The sequence below is a fragment of the Marinomonas sp. GJ51-14 genome (assembly GCF_055808695.1).
The window spans coordinates 1,280,606-1,297,500 of record NZ_CM147879.1; the positions used below are offsets into that span (position 1 = coordinate 1,280,606).

Sequence of the window (16,895 nt, forward strand, 5' to 3'; positions counted from 1 at the left end):
GCACCGCTATGTTTAATTTAAGGACTTTGTAAATGACCGTAATAAAAATGAACGATGTAGATTTGAAGAACAAACGAGTGTTGATTCGTGAAGATCTTAATGTGCCAGTGAAGAATGGGGAAATAACCAGCGATGTTCGTATTCGTGCTGCATTGCCAACAATCAAACTTGCTTTAGCGGCTGGTGCGAAAGTGATGGTTATGTCTCATCTTGGTCGTCCAACAGAAGGTCAATATGAAGAAGAGTTTTCACTTCAACCTGTAGCGACACATTTAGCAAGTTTGTTGGGTCAAGACGTTCCTCTGATAAAAGATTGGTTAGATGGTGTTGATGTTGAAGCCGGTCAGCTTGTCTTAGTTGAAAACGTGCGTTTCAATGTCGGTGAAAAGAAAGACGATGAAGTTTTGTCCCAAAAAATGGCGGCTTTATGTGATGTTTTTGTGATGGATGCCTTTGGTACAGCACATCGTGCGCACGCATCAACTCATGGTGTTGCTAAGTTTGCTCCTGTAGCTTGTGCTGGACCTTTACTTGCAGCGGAATTAGAAGCATTAGGTAAAGCACTTGATAACCCAGCTCGTCCTTTAGTTGCCGTTGTTGGAGGTTCAAAAGTATCGACTAAACTAACTGTTCTAGAATCTTTATCTAAGCTTTGCGATCAACTGATTGTTGGTGGCGGTATTTCAAATACGTTTGTTGCTGCTCGAGGTTACAATGTAGGTAAGTCATTGTATGAAAAAGACTTAATCCCTCAAGCACAAAAACTAATGGCTGACTTGGATATTCCAGAAGTAACTGATGTTCGTATTGGAACGGAGTTTTCTGAGACAGCTGTTGCAACAATCAAACCTGTTGATCAAGTGGCTGATAATGAAGAGATTATGGATTTGGGTCCAGATTCTGCTCAAGCCCTTGCTGAGATTTTAAAGAACGCAAAAACCATTCTATGGAATGGTCCATGCGGTGTTTTTGAGTTTGATAATTTTTCTAAAGGTACGGAAGTGGTCGCGCAAGCTATTGCTGATAGCGATGCTTTCTCTGTTGCTGGCGGCGGCGATACCTTGGCAGCAATCGATAAGTACGGTTTAGCAGATAGAATTTCTTATATTTCGACTGGTGGCGGAGCTTTTTTAGAATTTGTTGAAGGAAAAGTACTTCCAGCTGTTGCGATGTTAGAGTCGCGCAGCGCAAAATTAGTATCAAAGAATGACAAAAGATCATTTAAAATTATAAAGGCGTAAAGCCTATTTCGCTGGCATTGTTTAATATAGATACAGGTATTAAGTAGTGTCGGCGATTATCACACTAGAGAGTGACCTATTCGGCGTTAAGATCGAATATGACAATAACGATAGGGCTGAAAAGCCTTATGATGCTGTGAAGTATCATGAATAAATATTCGGAGAGTTAGCTAAACATCTTAACTTCATCCGTATAAATACAATATAAGACCAATTGTCAGAGGAAACCTTGTATGCCTTTAATTAGTATGCGTCAACTGCTAGATCATGCTGCCGAGCACAGCTATGGTTTACCAGCCTTCAATGTGAATAACATGGAACAGGTTAAGGCCATTATGGAGGCCGCTCATGAAGTGAATTCACCTGTTATCATGCAAGCATCAGCGGGAGCGCGTCAGTATGCAGGCTCCCATTTCTTGCGTCACTTGATTGCTGCAGCTATTGAAGATTACCCTCATATCCCTGTTGTAATGCATCAGGATCACGGTACATCACCTGCGATTTGCCAGCGTTCTATTCAATTAGGCTTTTCATCTGTCATGATGGATGGTTCTTTGATGGCTGATGGTAAAACACCTGCCAGTTACGACTACAATGTTGATGTTACTCGCCGTACGGTTGAGTTTGCACATGCTTGTGGCGTATCGGTAGAAGGTGAGTTGGGTGTTTTGGGGTCGCTAGAGACAGGTGAAGCTGGTGAAGAAGATGGTGTGGGCGCTGAAGGTATTTTGACGATGGATCAAATGCTTACAGATCCTCAGGAAGCAGTAGACTTCGTTAATGCGACAGGTATTGATGCTTTGGCTGTTGCCATAGGAACAAGTCATGGAGCGTACAAGTTTACTCGACCACCTACAGGAGACATTCTTGATATCGAGCGTATTGCGAAGATTGTTGAATTGTTACCTAATACGCATATCGTATTGCATGGCTCTTCTTCTGTGCCACAAGACTGGTTAGAAATCATCAATGAGTTTGGCGGTGAAATTCCAGAAACTTACGGTGTTCCTGTCGACGAAATTGTGAAAGCAATTCGTTATGGTGTTCGTAAGGTAAATATTGATACAGATTTACGTTTGGCAGCGACAGGCGCTATTCGCCGTAGTCTTGCAGAGCACAAAGGTAACTTTGATCCACGTAAGTATTTAACCGAAAGTATTAAAGCGATGAAAGCGGTTTGTATTGATCGTTATGAAGCGTTTGGGTCTGCAGGTCAGGCTTCTCGAATTCATACTATGGATTTGGAAGAAATGGCTGTGCGTTATGAGCGTGGTGAGTATAACAATGGGCGTGCTTTTTAAAACCTATCCTTGTGCTTGATAAAGCATTTGTGTTGGTTAGGCGAGTCAAACGGGTGAATGGTAGTGTTTTTTAAGTTTTTTTGATAAATATTCAAAAAAACTATTGACCGTAAAATTCATTTACCTATAATGCTCGCCATTCCTTGCGGGAGTGGTGGAATTGGTAGACACGCTGGATTTAGGTTCCAGTGCTTCACGGCGTGAGAGTTCGAGTCTCTCCTTCCGCACCAAATTTTAAAAAAAGCTGACTTTATGTCGGCTTTTTTTATGTCTGAATTTTGTTTAAACGCTTTGTTTTCTTTTTCTATTTACCCTTCATTTTTGTGCTTGTTTGCATTTTCTTATTTCTGTTGTCACGAAAGTTCGTTAATTTGGTTAGAATAACAATTCTAATGATTTTCATCGGGTCCAATGAATGCGAAGACTGCATGTTTTTATCTTGTTGATTGCTTTGGGAGGATTTGTTTCTTCTGGACAGTCTGCGGGCATAATGCTGGATGTGATGGAGAGTCACGAATTTTATCAGGCGATACCGAAGCAAGGCCCTTTGGCTGAACAATTTACTTCGGTAGTAAATTCTCTTCCTAATCCCATTAATATCGCCCAGAAAGAGCCTGTGCGAATCGCGATGCTATTGTTTGGTGATGAAAACTCACTGGAAAATAAATCTCTTTTACAGTCGTTCAAAAGGCGTATGCGAGAGCTGGCAATTAATTATCGGTTAGACACTTATGTTGATGGATCTGAATATCGGCCTAATCTAGAGCCTTATCTCAAAATGGAAAATGCTCAACCTGACTACATTGTCATGACCAGAATTGGTGCAATACAGCGTCGGTTCTTGGAACGTTTTTTACGTTCAGATAAAACTAAGGTGATTTTGTATAATTTTGCTTCGCCATTTATTCATTGGATGAATCATCCTCCATTGATGTATATCGGCTTTGATCAAAAAAGAGCGACTAAGATGCTCGCTAGTTATCTTAATCGACAATTGCCGCTAGATATAAGTATATCCGCTTTAGTTTTACCTATTGGGTACCTTGGATATGCTCGTTGTGATTTATTCTTAGATGAAATGATGCGTTATGGACGTCATGTTAGTGACATCTGGGAAGTCGCAGATAATAAACAGGACGCATTTAATCTTGCTCGTGCTGTAATTAAGGAGAGTCCAACCGATTTTATTTTTAGTTGTTCTCAGAATATTTCTGCTGGAGTTGTGGATGCGTTAAAAGAAAGCAATATTACCAGTATTCAAACTAATGCCTGGGGACTGCTTGCCGGAGGGGTGGCGGAGTCAGAAAATTCACAAATCAAAGCTAGCGTGTTGTTTATGATGGATGATTTGTCTATTGCTGTAGCTGAAGCCATTAAACTGGATATTGAAGGGAAAAATATGCCAAACCTATATGTCGCTCACGCAAACCTCATACCTGCAGAGTTGGGTTTAGAAAGTTTACTTTTAATGGTGCAAGAGGCATATCATTATTCGGCGGATTTATGGCAAGAGTAACCGTTAGTTTACGTCGTCGTTTACGACAGAGAATGTTGCTTTTAATTAGTGTGGTTTTTTTAATTATTGGGTTAGCGACATTATATTTTATTGAGTCTTTAAATCGTTCTGCTGCTGAGAGAAACTTAGCATTAAAGCATCAAGTTGCAGAGCAAGCGTTTAATAGTTACTTAGCTCGTGCGGAAGATGAAATTAATTTTATTGGGCAAGGCTTGTCTTTTAGTCGTTATGAAACAGGACGCGAATTAGATTTGTTGTTTAGTCACCATGAAGTGTTATTTTTTGGTGGATTAGATTTTTTCTATATTGAATGGGGTGATGGGGAGCGATCTATGGATCCTCGCGCTCGTTTGTTTACTAAGATTGACTTTGATTCTGTACTACAAAAAGGGCTTATCAATAGATGGATGTCTATTGTGACACAAGATAATTCTATTTTGTTGATGTATAAGAAAAAATTACTTTCTGAGAACCGGAAAAATATCGGTTTTTTATATGGCTTTATTTCACTAAACGATAATCTGACATTGGCGAGTGAATTGCTTGAAAGTCCGCAAGTAAGTGGTGTCCGTATTTATGGTAATGGGCCTAATAATGTGTTGCTCGAAGAATATAAAATAGGCTCCGAACCAACTAAGCAGGCATTAAGTACCCGTTTGCCCTTAAAGTCGCCAGTACAAACGGATCTAGAACTAGAAATCATTCAAGAAAATACCTTATCTTCGACAACATTAAAGAGTGCAATTCCTTTGCTTATAGCAATAGGAATGGTTTTGATAGTTTTCTATTTCTTACTGATCTACATCATTAATAAATTGGTGTTTTCTCCTCTTAAAGCGATTGTTCATCATAATGAAAAGCAATTTTTACCTTTCGATGAACTGCAGCCGATACAGCAACAAAATGGTCAATATAGAGCGTTGATTAAAGCGAAAGATCATAGGTTTAAACTTCTAACAGAGTCCATACACAGCGCGATTATTTTCTGTAGTGAAGTGACTGAAGTGGAGATGATTAATGCGGAAGCAAAGATACTCTTTCCAGAGGCTGAAAAAGCTCGGACAGTGTTTGATTTCATGCCAATATCTTGTCATCAAGCCATTAAAGAAGCTCTAAAAGGTGAGGTTGGTATTACATTTGAGCTAACAATGACGAGTTTAGGGCGTATCTATAAATGGCAGGTTTATTCATTCAAAAATGAAAGCTCATATCGCGGTCTGCTTTTGGTTGGTAGAAATATGACTCAAGAAACTAGCTTGTTATGGCAGCTGGAGCAATTACAACCATTGGCCTCTGCAGTGCAAAGGCAGGTGGATACAAAGGCTATGTTGAGCGAGCTTTCTTATTTGTCTTCTTTACCATCGCATATTACGACACGGCAGCTTAAAGGTTGGATCTCTTTATTAATATCAGCTTTGAATGATATTAGCCAGGCTGAGAGTGACGTGACTTATATACCACTTGGAGAAGTGCTTTGTGAAGAGAGTGCTCGCGTCATGTCGGCAATGGGAATTGAAGCAAATAGGGCACTGTTGGACTGTTCACTTATCGACGGAGAAACAGAAATTGAAGTCGATGCTAGTTTTAAAAGTCTAATACGTATTTTATTTATGATGGTAATGTCGAATGATATGGCTGAGCGTCGCTTAACTATTCGCTTTAAGCAAAATGAAATTGAATTAATTGCTATGCATGACATGACGTCAAGACCATTGTTTTTCTGGATGATTAAAATGCTCATGACGCATTTTGATGGTGAACAAAAAATATTACGAAATAATGCATTACAGCTTAATTTTCTAACGCAGAAAAAAGAATCGGAATTTGAATCATTGTCGCCTGATCGTGTTGTTGCATGGGTGGCTAACGATTACCCTAATTCAAATGCGATTAAGGCGTCATTAACTAGATTGGGATTAAGTGTTGAGGAGTATGTGTCGACGGACAGCTTTTTTACTCAGTTTAGTGATGTGGTCAAATTCGATGCAATATTAATTGGGTGTGACAAAGAGATTGATGTTCAATCTGAAATGACTAGAGCGCTCAGATTAAAGTACAACCGTGATTCACTTCCTATTGTATGGCTCAATAGTGCGCTGCTTGAAGATATTGATCCTTATGTTTTTACATTGAATGGATGCCCATTCGATTACAATTTATATCAATCATTGAAAAAGGCTTTTGAGCTGGAAGGAATTGATCCGATACGCTCTACAGATAAAGGACGTTCGTGGGTGATGGTTGGAGGAAGTCGAGTAACTAAAGCAATTTGGTATACAGAGTTAAGTCACTATGGATTGGCTACACAGTGGTTAACGGATTTATCCAATTATCATGTTGTGTTGTCTTATCATTCAGATGCGATTGTTGTGTTATTAACACCACAATCATCAGAACTCTTGAAAACAATCCATTCTGAGTTTCCTGAAATACAGTTTTATTCAGTACAAAGCTGGCCTGAAATGCCGGATAATGTGGCACTTTTTGAAATGGGACAACCGTATTCAGATGATCAAATAAGTTTATTTACTCAATATGTCATACAACAAAGTTAATGATTAAGTGCGACGAATGAATAGGAGCAGTACATGAGTGTTATTGGATTGATTGGGGCTATGGATGAAGAAGTAGCTGTTATAACGGCATGGATGAAAGATGTTTGTGAAGAAAGCATTGCTGGCTGTGATTTTTTTATAGGGCAATTTGAAGGTAAAGATGTTGTACTGCTGAAATCAGGAATTGGTAAAGTAAATGCAGCCGTTTCTACCACTTTACTGCTTTCTCAATTTAAACCTGAGTATGTTATTAATATTGGCTCAGCTGGTGGCTTTGACCCTGATCTGCAGGTTGGGGATGTCGTGATTTCAGATCAAGTTATCCATCATGATGTGGATGTTACAGCGTTCGGTTATGTTATGGGGCAGGTGCCAAGTATGCCCGCAACTTATGAAGCAGATAAGAAACTGGTGAATCAAGCTCTGCAAGCGATGCAAACGGTGACAGATGTTAAGGCTAAAGTAGGTCTAATTGGCACTGGCGACAGCTTTATGAATGACCCAGTTCGAGTTGACTCTGTGCGTGCTCTATTTCCAGCTTTGGTTGCGGTTGAAATGGAAGCCGCTGCGGTGGCACAGGTTTGTTTTAAATTCGAAACACCTTTTGTTGTTGTTCGTTCATTGTCAGATATCGCAGGTAAAGAATCACCTCAAAGCTTTGAAGAATACCTTAAAGTTGCAGCTGAAAACTCTTCTCGTATGATTCAGCAAATGATTAAAGGTCAATAAAAGGTGTTATGGAGAAAGGGCTATTTTATTGTGGCTTATGTGGTGGTTTCTATATGGCCCTTATACTCTTATTCTGTTGAAAGTGTTGAAAGTGTTGAAAGTGTTGAAAGTGTTGAAAGTGTTGAAAGTGTTGAAAGTGTTGAAAGTGTTGAAAGTGTTGAAAGTGTTGAAAGTGTTGAAAGTGTTGAAAGTGTTGAAAGTGTTGAAAGTGTTGAAAGTGTTGAAAGTGTTGAAAGTGTTGAAAGTGTTGAAAGTGTTGAAAGTGTTGAAAGTGTTGAAAGTGTTGAAAGTGTTGAAAGTGTTGAAAGTGTTGAAAGTGAGACTCAAATAGAGAGAGATGATCTTTCTTGGTGGAAAGGCACTCACGAAACGGTTTCTAAAACTATTGGTAATTGGTCAGGTAATATTGATACTTTTTTATCTGGGCAGCCCAGTAGCGCGGCTTCTGAAAGTCAAGTTAAGATCCGTTTTGGGCCTATTTTAAAAGAAGCTTCTAGTTCAGGCTTCTTTGATTTAAAGGGGCAGTTGAAACTGCCGAATACACAAGATCGTTTAAGGCTGGTTATTGAGTCTAATGGTGATTCTCTCGTGCCTGAAAACGAATTAGATGAATCCTCACAGCAAGACAATATTGTTAACTCTGCTCTAAGTTCGAGCTTTTCCGCTGCTATACGTTTTGTTCGAGTTGACATGGGGGCCGATTTTGATATGGGGATTCGTTTAGCTTTCCCTCTAGATCCTTTTTTACGTTTGCATTTTCAACAAGGAAACGATGAAAATGCATTTGCATGGTGGCAAAAGCAAGAAATGTTTGCCTACTACTCTGATGGTGTTGGGGCTAGATACGGCATAGGGCTTAGCTATAAACAAAGCCCGTCATTACAGTATAGTACTGATTTTGGTGTAACATGGTTAGATAAAGACGGGTTGTTTTATGTACGGGAAAACTTTTATATTCGTCATGTTATCAATGAAAAAAATAGAATGAGTTATCAATTAAGTTTTCTACAATCTGGAGAACATAATATTCAACCCGATAGTTTTTTGTATAATTTTTTATATGAACATTTACTCTACAAAGATTGGTTAATTGGTCAGGTAAAACCACAGTTTACCCATGAAGCGGACAATGGTTATGATGCTGAGGCTTCGCTTACTTTATCTCTTGCTATTCTATTAGGTCCAGAGTATCTACATTAAATCCGTCTGCTTCATAGATTAGTGCGATTAGATTTGTGAGGAGGGAACTCGTATAATGCCGCGCTCTAAGATTATTAGTTCCTATCGCTTCCAAGAGAATGAGTCATGAGACCGGATCAAATTCAACCCGAAATGTACGAAGAGCAATTGCAAAAAAAACAGGCTAGTTTGGCAGAGTTAATGGCAGCCTTGTCATTGCCTGAGATGGAAGTGTTTGCAAGTGAGCCATCCTATTATCGTATGCGAGCTGAATTTCGAATTTGGCATGATGGTGATGACTTGTACTATGCAATGTTTGACTCTGCTGACCCTCGTACCCCAATTAGAACAGATCAATTTCTTGCTGCCTCACGTCTTATTAATGAACTAATGCCGAAACTGATTGCAGCTGTTCGTGATGTTCCTGTGCTACGTAATAAGCTTTTCCAAGTAGATTTTTTAACGACTACCACAGGTGAAGCTCTCATTAGTTTGCTTTACCACAAACCAATTGATGAAGAATGGAATGCTGCTGCACAACTATTAAATACTGCTTTTCCTGCCTGCCATTTTATTGGTCGAAGTCGTAAGAAAAAACAAATACTGACCCGTGATTTTGTTATGGAAACTTTGACGGTTCATGGTCAAAAATTTCATTATCAACAAGTGGAAAATAGTTTTACCCAACCGAATGCAGGTATTAGCGAGAAGATGCTTGAGTGGGCTCTTGATGTAACAAAAAATGCATCAGGAGATTTACTAGAAATGTACTGTGGTAATGGTAATTTTTCTATTCCATTGGCTCGACGTTTTGATCGAGTGGTGGCGACTGAAATCTCTAAAGTCTCTGTTAATTCTGCGCAACTTAATATTGCGATTAATGGTATGCAAAATGTTCAAGTGGTCAAAATGGCCAGTGAAGATGTATCTGCTGCACTAAATGGAGATGTTGAATTACCAAAAACATTAATTCAAGCCGGAGTCAATGAGCTTTCACCGTCAGTTGTACTAGTTGATCCTCCGCGCGCAGGGTTGGATGACGCAACCGTTGAGCTTGTGCGTAAAATCGATTCTATCCTTTATATTTCTTGTAACCCAGAAACACTGAAATCGAATTTAGAAGCTTTATCAAGTACGCATGACGTTGTTCGTTATGCCATGTTTGATCAGTTTCCTTACACTCATCATGTGGAAACTGCTGTGTACTTGACTAGAAAATCACAAGATCAATAACCTTTAAACTTAAAGAGTGGAAAGTTCATTAAATTACGTAAAGGTGTATGAGTTTTGTTCTCTTTATAATGAATGACATTCCTGTACTGATGATTAGGTTACGGATTGTTCTGTGTTAATATAACTGAATTATTTCCCCCACCACCATAGAGAAGTCGAACGAGCCATGAGTAACAACTCACTAGACAAAGACAAAATCAAAATCTTGCTATTAGAAGGCGTTCATCAATCTGCATTGGATGCGTTGCATGAGGCAGGCTATACCAACATCGAATATCATAAAACCGCTTTAGCGGAAGATGAGCTGATCGAGAAAATTTCGGAAGCGCATTTTGTTGGTATTCGGTCTCGTACTCAGCTGACCGCTAAAGTATTAGAGCATGCCAATAAACTGGTTAGCATTGGGTGTTTTTGTATTGGTACAAACCAAGTTGACCTTGATGCGGCAAGCGCGAAAGGTATTGTTGTATTTAATGCCCCTTTCTCAAATACGCGTAGTGTGGCTGAACTTGTACTTGGTCAGTTGATTTTATTGCTTCGTGGCATTCCTGCTAAAAATGCGGCTTGTCATCGCGGTGGTTGGATTAAGTCAGCCGTTGGTTCTTATGAAACTCGTGGCAAGCGTTTAGGTATCATTGGTTACGGTAGCATAGGAACACAATTAAGTGTTTTGGCTGAATCCTTAGGTATGGAAGTCTGCTTTTACGATATCGTCACGAAGTTGCCACTGGGTAATGCCCGTCAGATTAAAAGCTTGAAAGAACTTTTGTCTACTTGTGACATTATTAGTTTGCATGTACCTGAAACCAATTCAACGAAGTTGATGATTGGTGCGAAAGAAGTTTCTCAAATGAAGAAGGGTTCTATTTTTATTAATGCTTCTCGTGGAACAGTTGCGGATTTGGACGCTGTTGCAGAAGCTATTAAATCAGGTGATTTGAGCGGTGCTGCAGTAGATGTGTTCCCGGTTGAACCAAAAGGTAATGACGAAGAATTTATATCGCCATTGCGTGGTCTAGATAATGTAATTCTAACGCCTCATGTCGGCGGTAGTACAATGGAAGCACAAGAAAACATTGGTGTTGAAGTGGCTGAGAAGCTAATTAAATACTCTGATGTCGGTACAACCATTGCTGCGGTTAATTTCCCTGAAGTGGCCTTACCAGCACAAGCTGATAACCACCGAATTTTGCATATTCATGAAAATCGTCCAGGTGTACTTTCTAAAATTAATGCAATTTTCTCTGAACACAACATTAACATCACTGGTCAGTATCTTCGAACTACGGAGAAATTGGGCTATATGGTAATGGATGTGGATGCTAAAACTGGTGAACTTGCACTTGAGAAAGTAAAAGAAGTAGATGGCACAGTAAAAGCGCGCGTCTTGTTCTAAACTTTATATAGATACGTTAGTGAATAAAACAATCCAGCTACGGCTGGATTTTTTATGTTTATTTCTTGATGCCTAATGTTGACGTAATGTCTTGGATTTTTTGTTTAATGTTGTTGGTAACGTTTACCATAAAAGTTTCTGATTCATTGGCTTGTTCTCTTACTTTTACAACTGCTGCATTTAGGTTATTCATACCTACCTTTTGTTCCGCCGCATAGCCTGTTGCTTTTTTCGCAAGATAACTTGATCGCTCAGATGTTTCAAGAATGTCTTGAGCCGATTGTCCAAGTGCAGTTGTTAAACTGATTTGTTCTGAGGATGCATTCTCAATAAGATTTAAGTTTGTTTTTAGTTTGCTGGTGGCAGAGGTAAGGCGTGAGAAAATTTCGGTAATTTCTTCAAGAGATTGCTGGGTACGGCTGGAAAGAGTCCGTACTTCGGAGGCAACAACAGCAAAACCGCGACCGTGCTCACCCGCTCTAGCGGCTTCTATGGCTGCGTTAAGTGCTAACAGATTGGTTTGCTCGGAGATGTCTTTAATACCGCTCACAATGGATGAAGCGCTCAATACAGAAGACTCTAAGTTATCTAAGGCGCTTTTGCTGCTATTGAGGCGCTCAACTGTAATTTGGTTAGCAGACGCTAAAGATTTTGCTTGTTCTACGCTGTACGTCATTGCTGTGTTTGTTTCCGCCGCGTAGCTGGCTACTTCCTGAGCTCTTACTTCTGCTTTATTAGCGAGTGTTTCTACTTGGTTTGACAGTTTTAAAGTGTCATCAAGATCTTGTTTTGATGTTACACCTAGTTCATGCACTTGGCTAAAAGCATTCAGCATATCATTGAGAGAAACTGAAATATTATTTAGTTCTGTGTCTCGTTGTTGGCGTTGAGCTGCTATTTGCTCTAGATATCGATTAAGATAATGAGCAACATCAGACAACTCATTTTTGTTTTTGCTAATAGTTAATCTATTGATATTTTGATGTTCCACTAAACTCTTAACAGCGAAGTATAAATCCTTGGCACTTTTTACAACGACCTGATTTTGAAAAATGTGCACTAAAATGGTGGTTAATACCATTAGAATGACGAAGCCGGAGAAGGCGAAAAGAGTTTGCTGCTGAGTTGCTTTGGCACTGTCTTGAATATTTTTGGTACCTAGTTTGAGAGTCGCTTCTAGTTGGCTTATCTGCGAACGTATTTTTTCTTGTGCGGCTAAAGCATGTTGTATGTTAATAAGGCTAGAGTCGACGTCTTTCAAATAGCGGTTGGACCAAGTGTGCAGCTCACTTTTGGTTTCTTCTAGTGGATCAATTTCTTCTGGAGTCTCTTCTTCAGTACTCCACCCCATCAATGATGATAAATCGTTAGCATCATCTATCGTCTCTCCTTCGTTTAATACCAATGTAGGAAGGTGGCTCAGATCTTTTATGTGAGATTGGAAAAGTTCGATGCTTTGTTTTAGGCGTTGATAGTTTTCTTGTGTGTTATTCGTTAGATAGTCATTTTTAGCACTATTTACGTGTGCTAGATCTGCATATAAGTTCGCTTGATTAGCGAGATAAGGTGCGGCTGAAAATAGATCATTTCTAGCTTGGAATAATTGAATTTTGTCTGCGAGTGTATTGAGAGATAAGAGCGTTTGTCGTTCATTATTTTCGATTAGCGCTAAGGGGTTGCCTGATAACTTTCCTGCAGCTCTGACGTCTGATTGCAGACTTTCTTCAATTAAAGCTAACTGAGCATCAATCGGTTCTTGAATATCTCTAGGCAGGGCTCTTAATGCTGGACGAATATTTTCTTGTATAAAATTTTTTGTTGTTTGCAAAGCGGATGCATCACCAGAGGATAGGTAGCCTTCAATTTGTTGTTTTAAATTGATTGACGAATATTCCCATACAAGAGTGTAAGTATCGCTTTGCTCAAAAGCATTGCGAAATTTCATAAGACTCCATAGAAGTAGGGCAATTAACATAACGGCAATGATGAGGTAACTCAATGTGGTAGTGCGAGTGACTTGGGAAATTTTCAATTAAAAACCAACCTTTTTTAGGGTATTTGTTTACAGCATCTATTAAAGAGGATTACCTTAATACGATAGTGTGACAAAAATGTGACATGAGTTAGGTGGTTTTAAATAAGGTATATTTGATGAAACGGATGCATCTGTTGTCTAATAACGACACCACTCGACTTTAATTGTCGTTATCGGTGTTTGTTGTTTATAAAAAATGAAAAAAACTGTCATAGTCACTTTTTTGTCATTATTTTGTAATAGATTAAAAAACATATTAAGCATGTGCTTAGTTGGAAGGTTTTTAGGCGTATAGCCATTTATCTAAAAAATCGCAAATAACCATATAAATTAAAGGAGTTAAGAAATGACCCTTTCAAGACGTCAATTTGTTAAAGGCGCTTCTGCAGCAGGAGCTGTTGCCGCAACGCCATTCGCAATGAATAAAGCCATTGCAGCTAATAAAGAATTACGTATTTATGCGTGGGCTGGTTACATTACAGATGAAATGTTGTCAGACTTTAAGGCGAAAACAGGTATTAATGCGACCTTCACGCCATACGGCACAAATGATGAGTTGCTAAACTCTTTACGTGCAACAGATGGGACCGGTTTTGACATCATTATGCCAACCGTTGACCGTGTGCCTGGTTATGTTGATTACGATCTAATCCAACCGCTTGATGTAAAACGTGTTAATTGGAGTGGCTGTTTAGACAGCGCTCTAGCTGGTTCAGATGTTGGTGGTATAGTAAACGGAAAACGTTATTTTGCACCATCAGACTGGGGTACAGAAGCTATTGCTTACCATAAGCAAGATGCAAGCGTTGATCCGCGCAACTTGAGTTATGGAGACCTTTGGAAGCCAGAGCATGTCGGTGGTGTTACGGTTCGTGGTCATTCTGCGTTAGTTGGTATTGGCTTGTGGTTAGAAAAAGCAGGCAAACTACCTTACCCACTACTTGATTCATATAAAAATGAAAAAGCAATGCGCGCTAACTTTGATGTGATTTTGAAAGTTGCATCGGAGCATAAAAGTTCACTAGCTCAATTTTGGTCAACAGAAAATGAAGCTCAAGGTGCATTTCGTGCAAATGGTGCTGTTATTGGTCAAACATGGGATAGCACGGCATTTAAACTTCAATCTGAAGGTGAACCTATTGCTTATGGCGCACCAAAAGAAGGCGCATTGGCTTGGATGGAAGGTTTTGTTATTCCTAAAAATGCCAATAACATTGATTCAGTTTATGAGTTTATCAACTGGTATTACACTCCAGAAGCTGGTGCTATGTTCGTAAAAGCGACTGGTTATAACTCAACTGCAAAAGGTGCTGATGTACTATTACCAGAAGCAACTAAACAGTTCTTCCAAGACTCTTATAGTAAAGAAGATCTTGCCAACCTTTGGTGGTGGCCAATTCAAGAACCTTGGTATGTTGCATTACGTAATGAATATCAAGACCGTTACTTGTCGGCATAAAGAAAGCCTAGAGAAGGTGCTTGTATCTTTTAGAATAGTACCTTCTTTAGTAAAGCTCCTTGCGACGTTTGCTTGCAAGGAGCTTTCTTGTTTATAGAAAAATAATCAGCGAGAGAGATATGGATAGTAGTGTTCATTTAGACAACACAATAATGCAATTTGGCGATTTTACAGCAATACAGAAAACAGATTTGAAAATTGAGTCTGGTGAGTTCTTTAGTTTTCTAGGGCCTTCTGGTTGTGGAAAAACTACGATTCTGAACATGATTAGTGGTTTTTTGGATCCAACTCAGGGTGATGTGAAAATTGGTGGTCAAAGCATGAAAGGTGTTCCAGCCAATAAACGCCCTACGTCGATGATTTTTCAAAACCTCGCGCTTTTTCCTCTTATGACGGTAGCTGAAAATATTGAATTTGGTCTAGAGGTTCGCGGTGTTTCGAAAAGTGAGCGTAAAAAAGCATCAGATAGATTGCTTGAACTCGTAGCGCTAGAAGATAGTGGCACAAAGAAAATTTCGGAATTATCTGGTGGTCAGAAGCAGCGTATTGCCATTGCTCGAGCATTGGCAGTTGAGCCGCAAGTGTTATTACTTGATGAGCCATTGTCTGCGCTAGATTTGAAATTACGCCAACATATGCGAACTGAGTTAAAAGAGATTCAGCGTAAAACTGGCATTACTTTTATCTATATTACCCATGATCAGGGTGAAGCCTTAACCATGTCTGATCGAGTTGCTGTTATGTCGGCAGGCCGAATTCAGCAGGTTGCAGACCCAATTACGCTATATCGCGATCCCCATACGCCTTTCGTGGCTTCATTTGTTGGCGAAAATAATGGCGTTCGTGGAAAAGTGGTAGCTGCAGAGTCTAATCTTGTTGTATTAGATTGTGGTCCTTTAGGTAATTTGGCTGGACGTTCTCAAGGTGATCTGACGGTTGGAAGTGATGCTACGCTGTTTATTCGGCCAGAGCATTTTAGGCTTCAGTCTGAAGATGGTATGCACACCCTGAAAGCAACGATCGACGAAGTTAATTTCGAAGGTGCTTATTTAACCTTGAATGCAAACACTCCGGCGAATCAGACTTTGTCAATTCAGCTTGGAACGCACCAATTTTCAGAGTCGTTGAAAAAAGGTGCACCTGTTAGTCTTTCTTATAATGAACAAGATGCAATTGTTATTGCTGGAGAGGGTCATGTTTAATCAACTTAAATCTCGCTTTGGTAGTGGGCTAGCTGTTGGTATTGTAGGCATGGTTGCTGTTTGGTTGATTGCGTTAGTAATCTTGCCGCAGATCTTGATGATCGATTACTCACTTCGCCCAAATTTGTTACCTGTAGACATAGGTGGGCCAAAAGATACCTTTTCTTTAGTTAACTATGAGACGTTATTTAATAACAAGATACATTTATCCATCTTCTTTAAAACCCTTTGGTCGAGTGTTCTTGTGACTGCATTGACCCTATTGGTTAGTTATCCTATAGCGTTTTATTTGGCGAAAGTGGCAACACCACAAAAAGCAGCTTTGTGCTTGTTGTTATTGATTATTCCTTTTTGGATTAATGAGATTTTACGCACATTCTCTTGGTACATTATTTTGGCTTATAAAGGACCATTGAATGCTTTGTTGTTAGGTTTAGGTTTTATTGATCGTCCAATCCGCTTTTTATCGGGTGATGGTGGTGTGTTAGTTGGTATGGTTTACGCCTATATTCTTTTTATGATTTTTCCGATTTATAACGCCATTGAAAGTTTGGATGCGAATCAGATCAAAGCAGCTCGTAATCTTGGGGCTGGCTGGATTCGAACCCATTGGCGAGTGGTTATACCTCATGCTAAACCGGGTATTGCAACAGGTTGTATTATGACTTTCATGTTGGCTGCCGGTAGTTATGCGGTTCCTGCATTGTTAGGTTCTCCGGGAAGTCGATGGTTCACACAAATTATTTACAACTGGTTTTTTGAGGGCGGTAATTGGAACCAAGGTGCGGCTTACGCGTTCTTGCTTTTGATTATGTGTATTGGTTTTATTGCTTTGGTGATGCATGTCTTTAAAGTTGGGTTGGGGGATATTGCAAAATGAAGTCTGAAACCATTATGCGATTCGGTGTGCGTTTTTATATCGGCATATTCTTCTTATATCTATTTACGCCACTTATTATCATGGGGTTGGCGACGTTTAATGACAGCCGCTTTCCTACTGTATCACCGTGGAAAGGTGCAACACTCAAGTGGTTTGAGGCGCTCGCTCA

At 39.6% G+C, this 16,895-nt stretch carries 13 protein-coding genes and 1 tRNA gene (1 of these 14 cut by a window edge); 13 read left to right on the forward strand and 1 reads right to left on the reverse strand.

The window, feature by feature from the left end; all coding sequences use genetic code 11:
• Window positions 1-32 precede the first annotated feature (32 nt).
• The 9 genes from AC0L3Y_RS06225 to serA all read left to right on the forward strand — a co-directional run bounded on the left by AC0L3Y_RS06225 (window position 33) and on the right by serA (window position 11,150).
• Window positions 33-1,241 carry a phosphoglycerate kinase gene (locus AC0L3Y_RS06225; RefSeq protein WP_473469969.1) on the forward strand — a complete coding sequence of 403 codons (1,209 nt, stop codon included), beginning with the start codon at window positions 33-35 and terminating at the stop codon, window positions 1,239-1,241.
• A 233-nt stretch (window positions 1,242-1,474) separates the two neighbouring features.
• The gene (gene fba / locus AC0L3Y_RS06230; protein ID WP_473469970.1) at window positions 1,475-2,542 is read left to right on the forward strand and encodes a class II fructose-bisphosphate aldolase; all 1,068 of its coding nucleotides are present in this window, start codon (window positions 1,475-1,477) and stop codon (window positions 2,540-2,542) included.
• A gap of 145 nt (window positions 2,543-2,687) precedes the next feature.
• A tRNA-Leu gene (locus AC0L3Y_RS06235) sits at window positions 2,688-2,772 on the forward strand.
• Between the two features lie 185 nt (window positions 2,773-2,957).
• Window positions 2,958-4,058, forward strand: coding sequence for a substrate-binding domain-containing protein (locus AC0L3Y_RS06240; protein WP_473469971.1), 1,101 nt, complete (start codon window positions 2,958-2,960; stop codon window positions 4,056-4,058).
• A complete protein-coding gene (locus tag AC0L3Y_RS06245; RefSeq protein ID WP_473469972.1) occupies window positions 4,046-6,613 on the forward strand; it encodes a hypothetical protein in 2,568 nt (855 codons plus the stop codon). The genes AC0L3Y_RS06240 and AC0L3Y_RS06245 overlap by 13 nt, the downstream gene beginning before the upstream one ends.
• Window positions 6,614-6,646: 33 nt before the next feature.
• Window positions 6,647-7,342 (forward strand): 5'-methylthioadenosine/S-adenosylhomocysteine nucleosidase, encoded by a 696-nt coding sequence (mtnN, locus tag AC0L3Y_RS06250; protein WP_473469973.1) that lies wholly within the window; start codon window positions 6,647-6,649, stop codon window positions 7,340-7,342.
• A 3-nt stretch (window positions 7,343-7,345) separates the two neighbouring features.
• Window positions 7,346-8,542: a hypothetical protein gene (locus AC0L3Y_RS06255; protein ID WP_473469974.1), complete on the forward strand. Its 1,197-nt coding sequence runs from the start codon at window positions 7,346-7,348 to the stop codon at window positions 8,540-8,542.
• A gap of 105 nt (window positions 8,543-8,647) precedes the next feature.
• The gene (gene trmA, locus AC0L3Y_RS06260) at window positions 8,648-9,754 is read left to right on the forward strand and encodes a tRNA (uridine(54)-C5)-methyltransferase TrmA (protein WP_473469975.1); all 1,107 of its coding nucleotides are present in this window, start codon (window positions 8,648-8,650) and stop codon (window positions 9,752-9,754) included.
• A 166-nt stretch (window positions 9,755-9,920) separates the two neighbouring features.
• On the forward strand, window positions 9,921-11,150 hold the full coding sequence (gene serA / locus AC0L3Y_RS06265) for a phosphoglycerate dehydrogenase (protein ID WP_473469976.1): 1,230 nt from the start codon (window positions 9,921-9,923) through the stop codon (window positions 11,148-11,150).
• A gap of 58 nt (window positions 11,151-11,208) precedes the next feature.
• Here the strand turns inward: serA and AC0L3Y_RS06270 are convergent, their stop codons facing one another.
• Window positions 11,209-13,095, reverse strand: a complete 1,887-nt coding sequence (locus AC0L3Y_RS06270; RefSeq protein ID WP_473469977.1) for a methyl-accepting chemotaxis protein — start codon at window positions 13,093-13,095, stop codon at window positions 11,209-11,211.
• Between the two features lie 436 nt (window positions 13,096-13,531).
• Here AC0L3Y_RS06270 and AC0L3Y_RS06275 point away from each other — a divergent pair, with 436 nt between their 5' ends.
• The 4 genes from AC0L3Y_RS06275 to AC0L3Y_RS06290 all read left to right on the forward strand — a co-directional run.
• The gene (locus AC0L3Y_RS06275; protein ID WP_473469978.1) at window positions 13,532-14,644 is read left to right on the forward strand and encodes an extracellular solute-binding protein; all 1,113 of its coding nucleotides are present in this window, start codon (window positions 13,532-13,534) and stop codon (window positions 14,642-14,644) included.
• A 119-nt stretch (window positions 14,645-14,763) separates the two neighbouring features.
• Window positions 14,764-15,846 carry an ABC transporter ATP-binding protein gene (locus AC0L3Y_RS06280; protein WP_473469979.1) on the forward strand — a complete coding sequence of 361 codons (1,083 nt, stop codon included), beginning with the start codon at window positions 14,764-14,766 and terminating at the stop codon, window positions 15,844-15,846.
• Window positions 15,839-16,726: an ABC transporter permease gene (locus AC0L3Y_RS06285; protein WP_473469980.1), complete on the forward strand. Its 888-nt coding sequence runs from the start codon at window positions 15,839-15,841 to the stop codon at window positions 16,724-16,726. The genes AC0L3Y_RS06280 and AC0L3Y_RS06285 overlap by 8 nt, the downstream gene beginning before the upstream one ends.
• A protein-coding gene (locus AC0L3Y_RS06290; protein ID WP_473469981.1) for an ABC transporter permease crosses the window boundary here: on the forward strand, window positions 16,723-16,895 show its 5' portion. The gene runs 622 nt beyond the window's last position; only the first 173 of its 795 coding nucleotides appear in the window; the start codon lies at window positions 16,723-16,725; its stop codon lies off the right edge, out of view. The genes AC0L3Y_RS06285 and AC0L3Y_RS06290 overlap by 4 nt, the downstream gene beginning before the upstream one ends.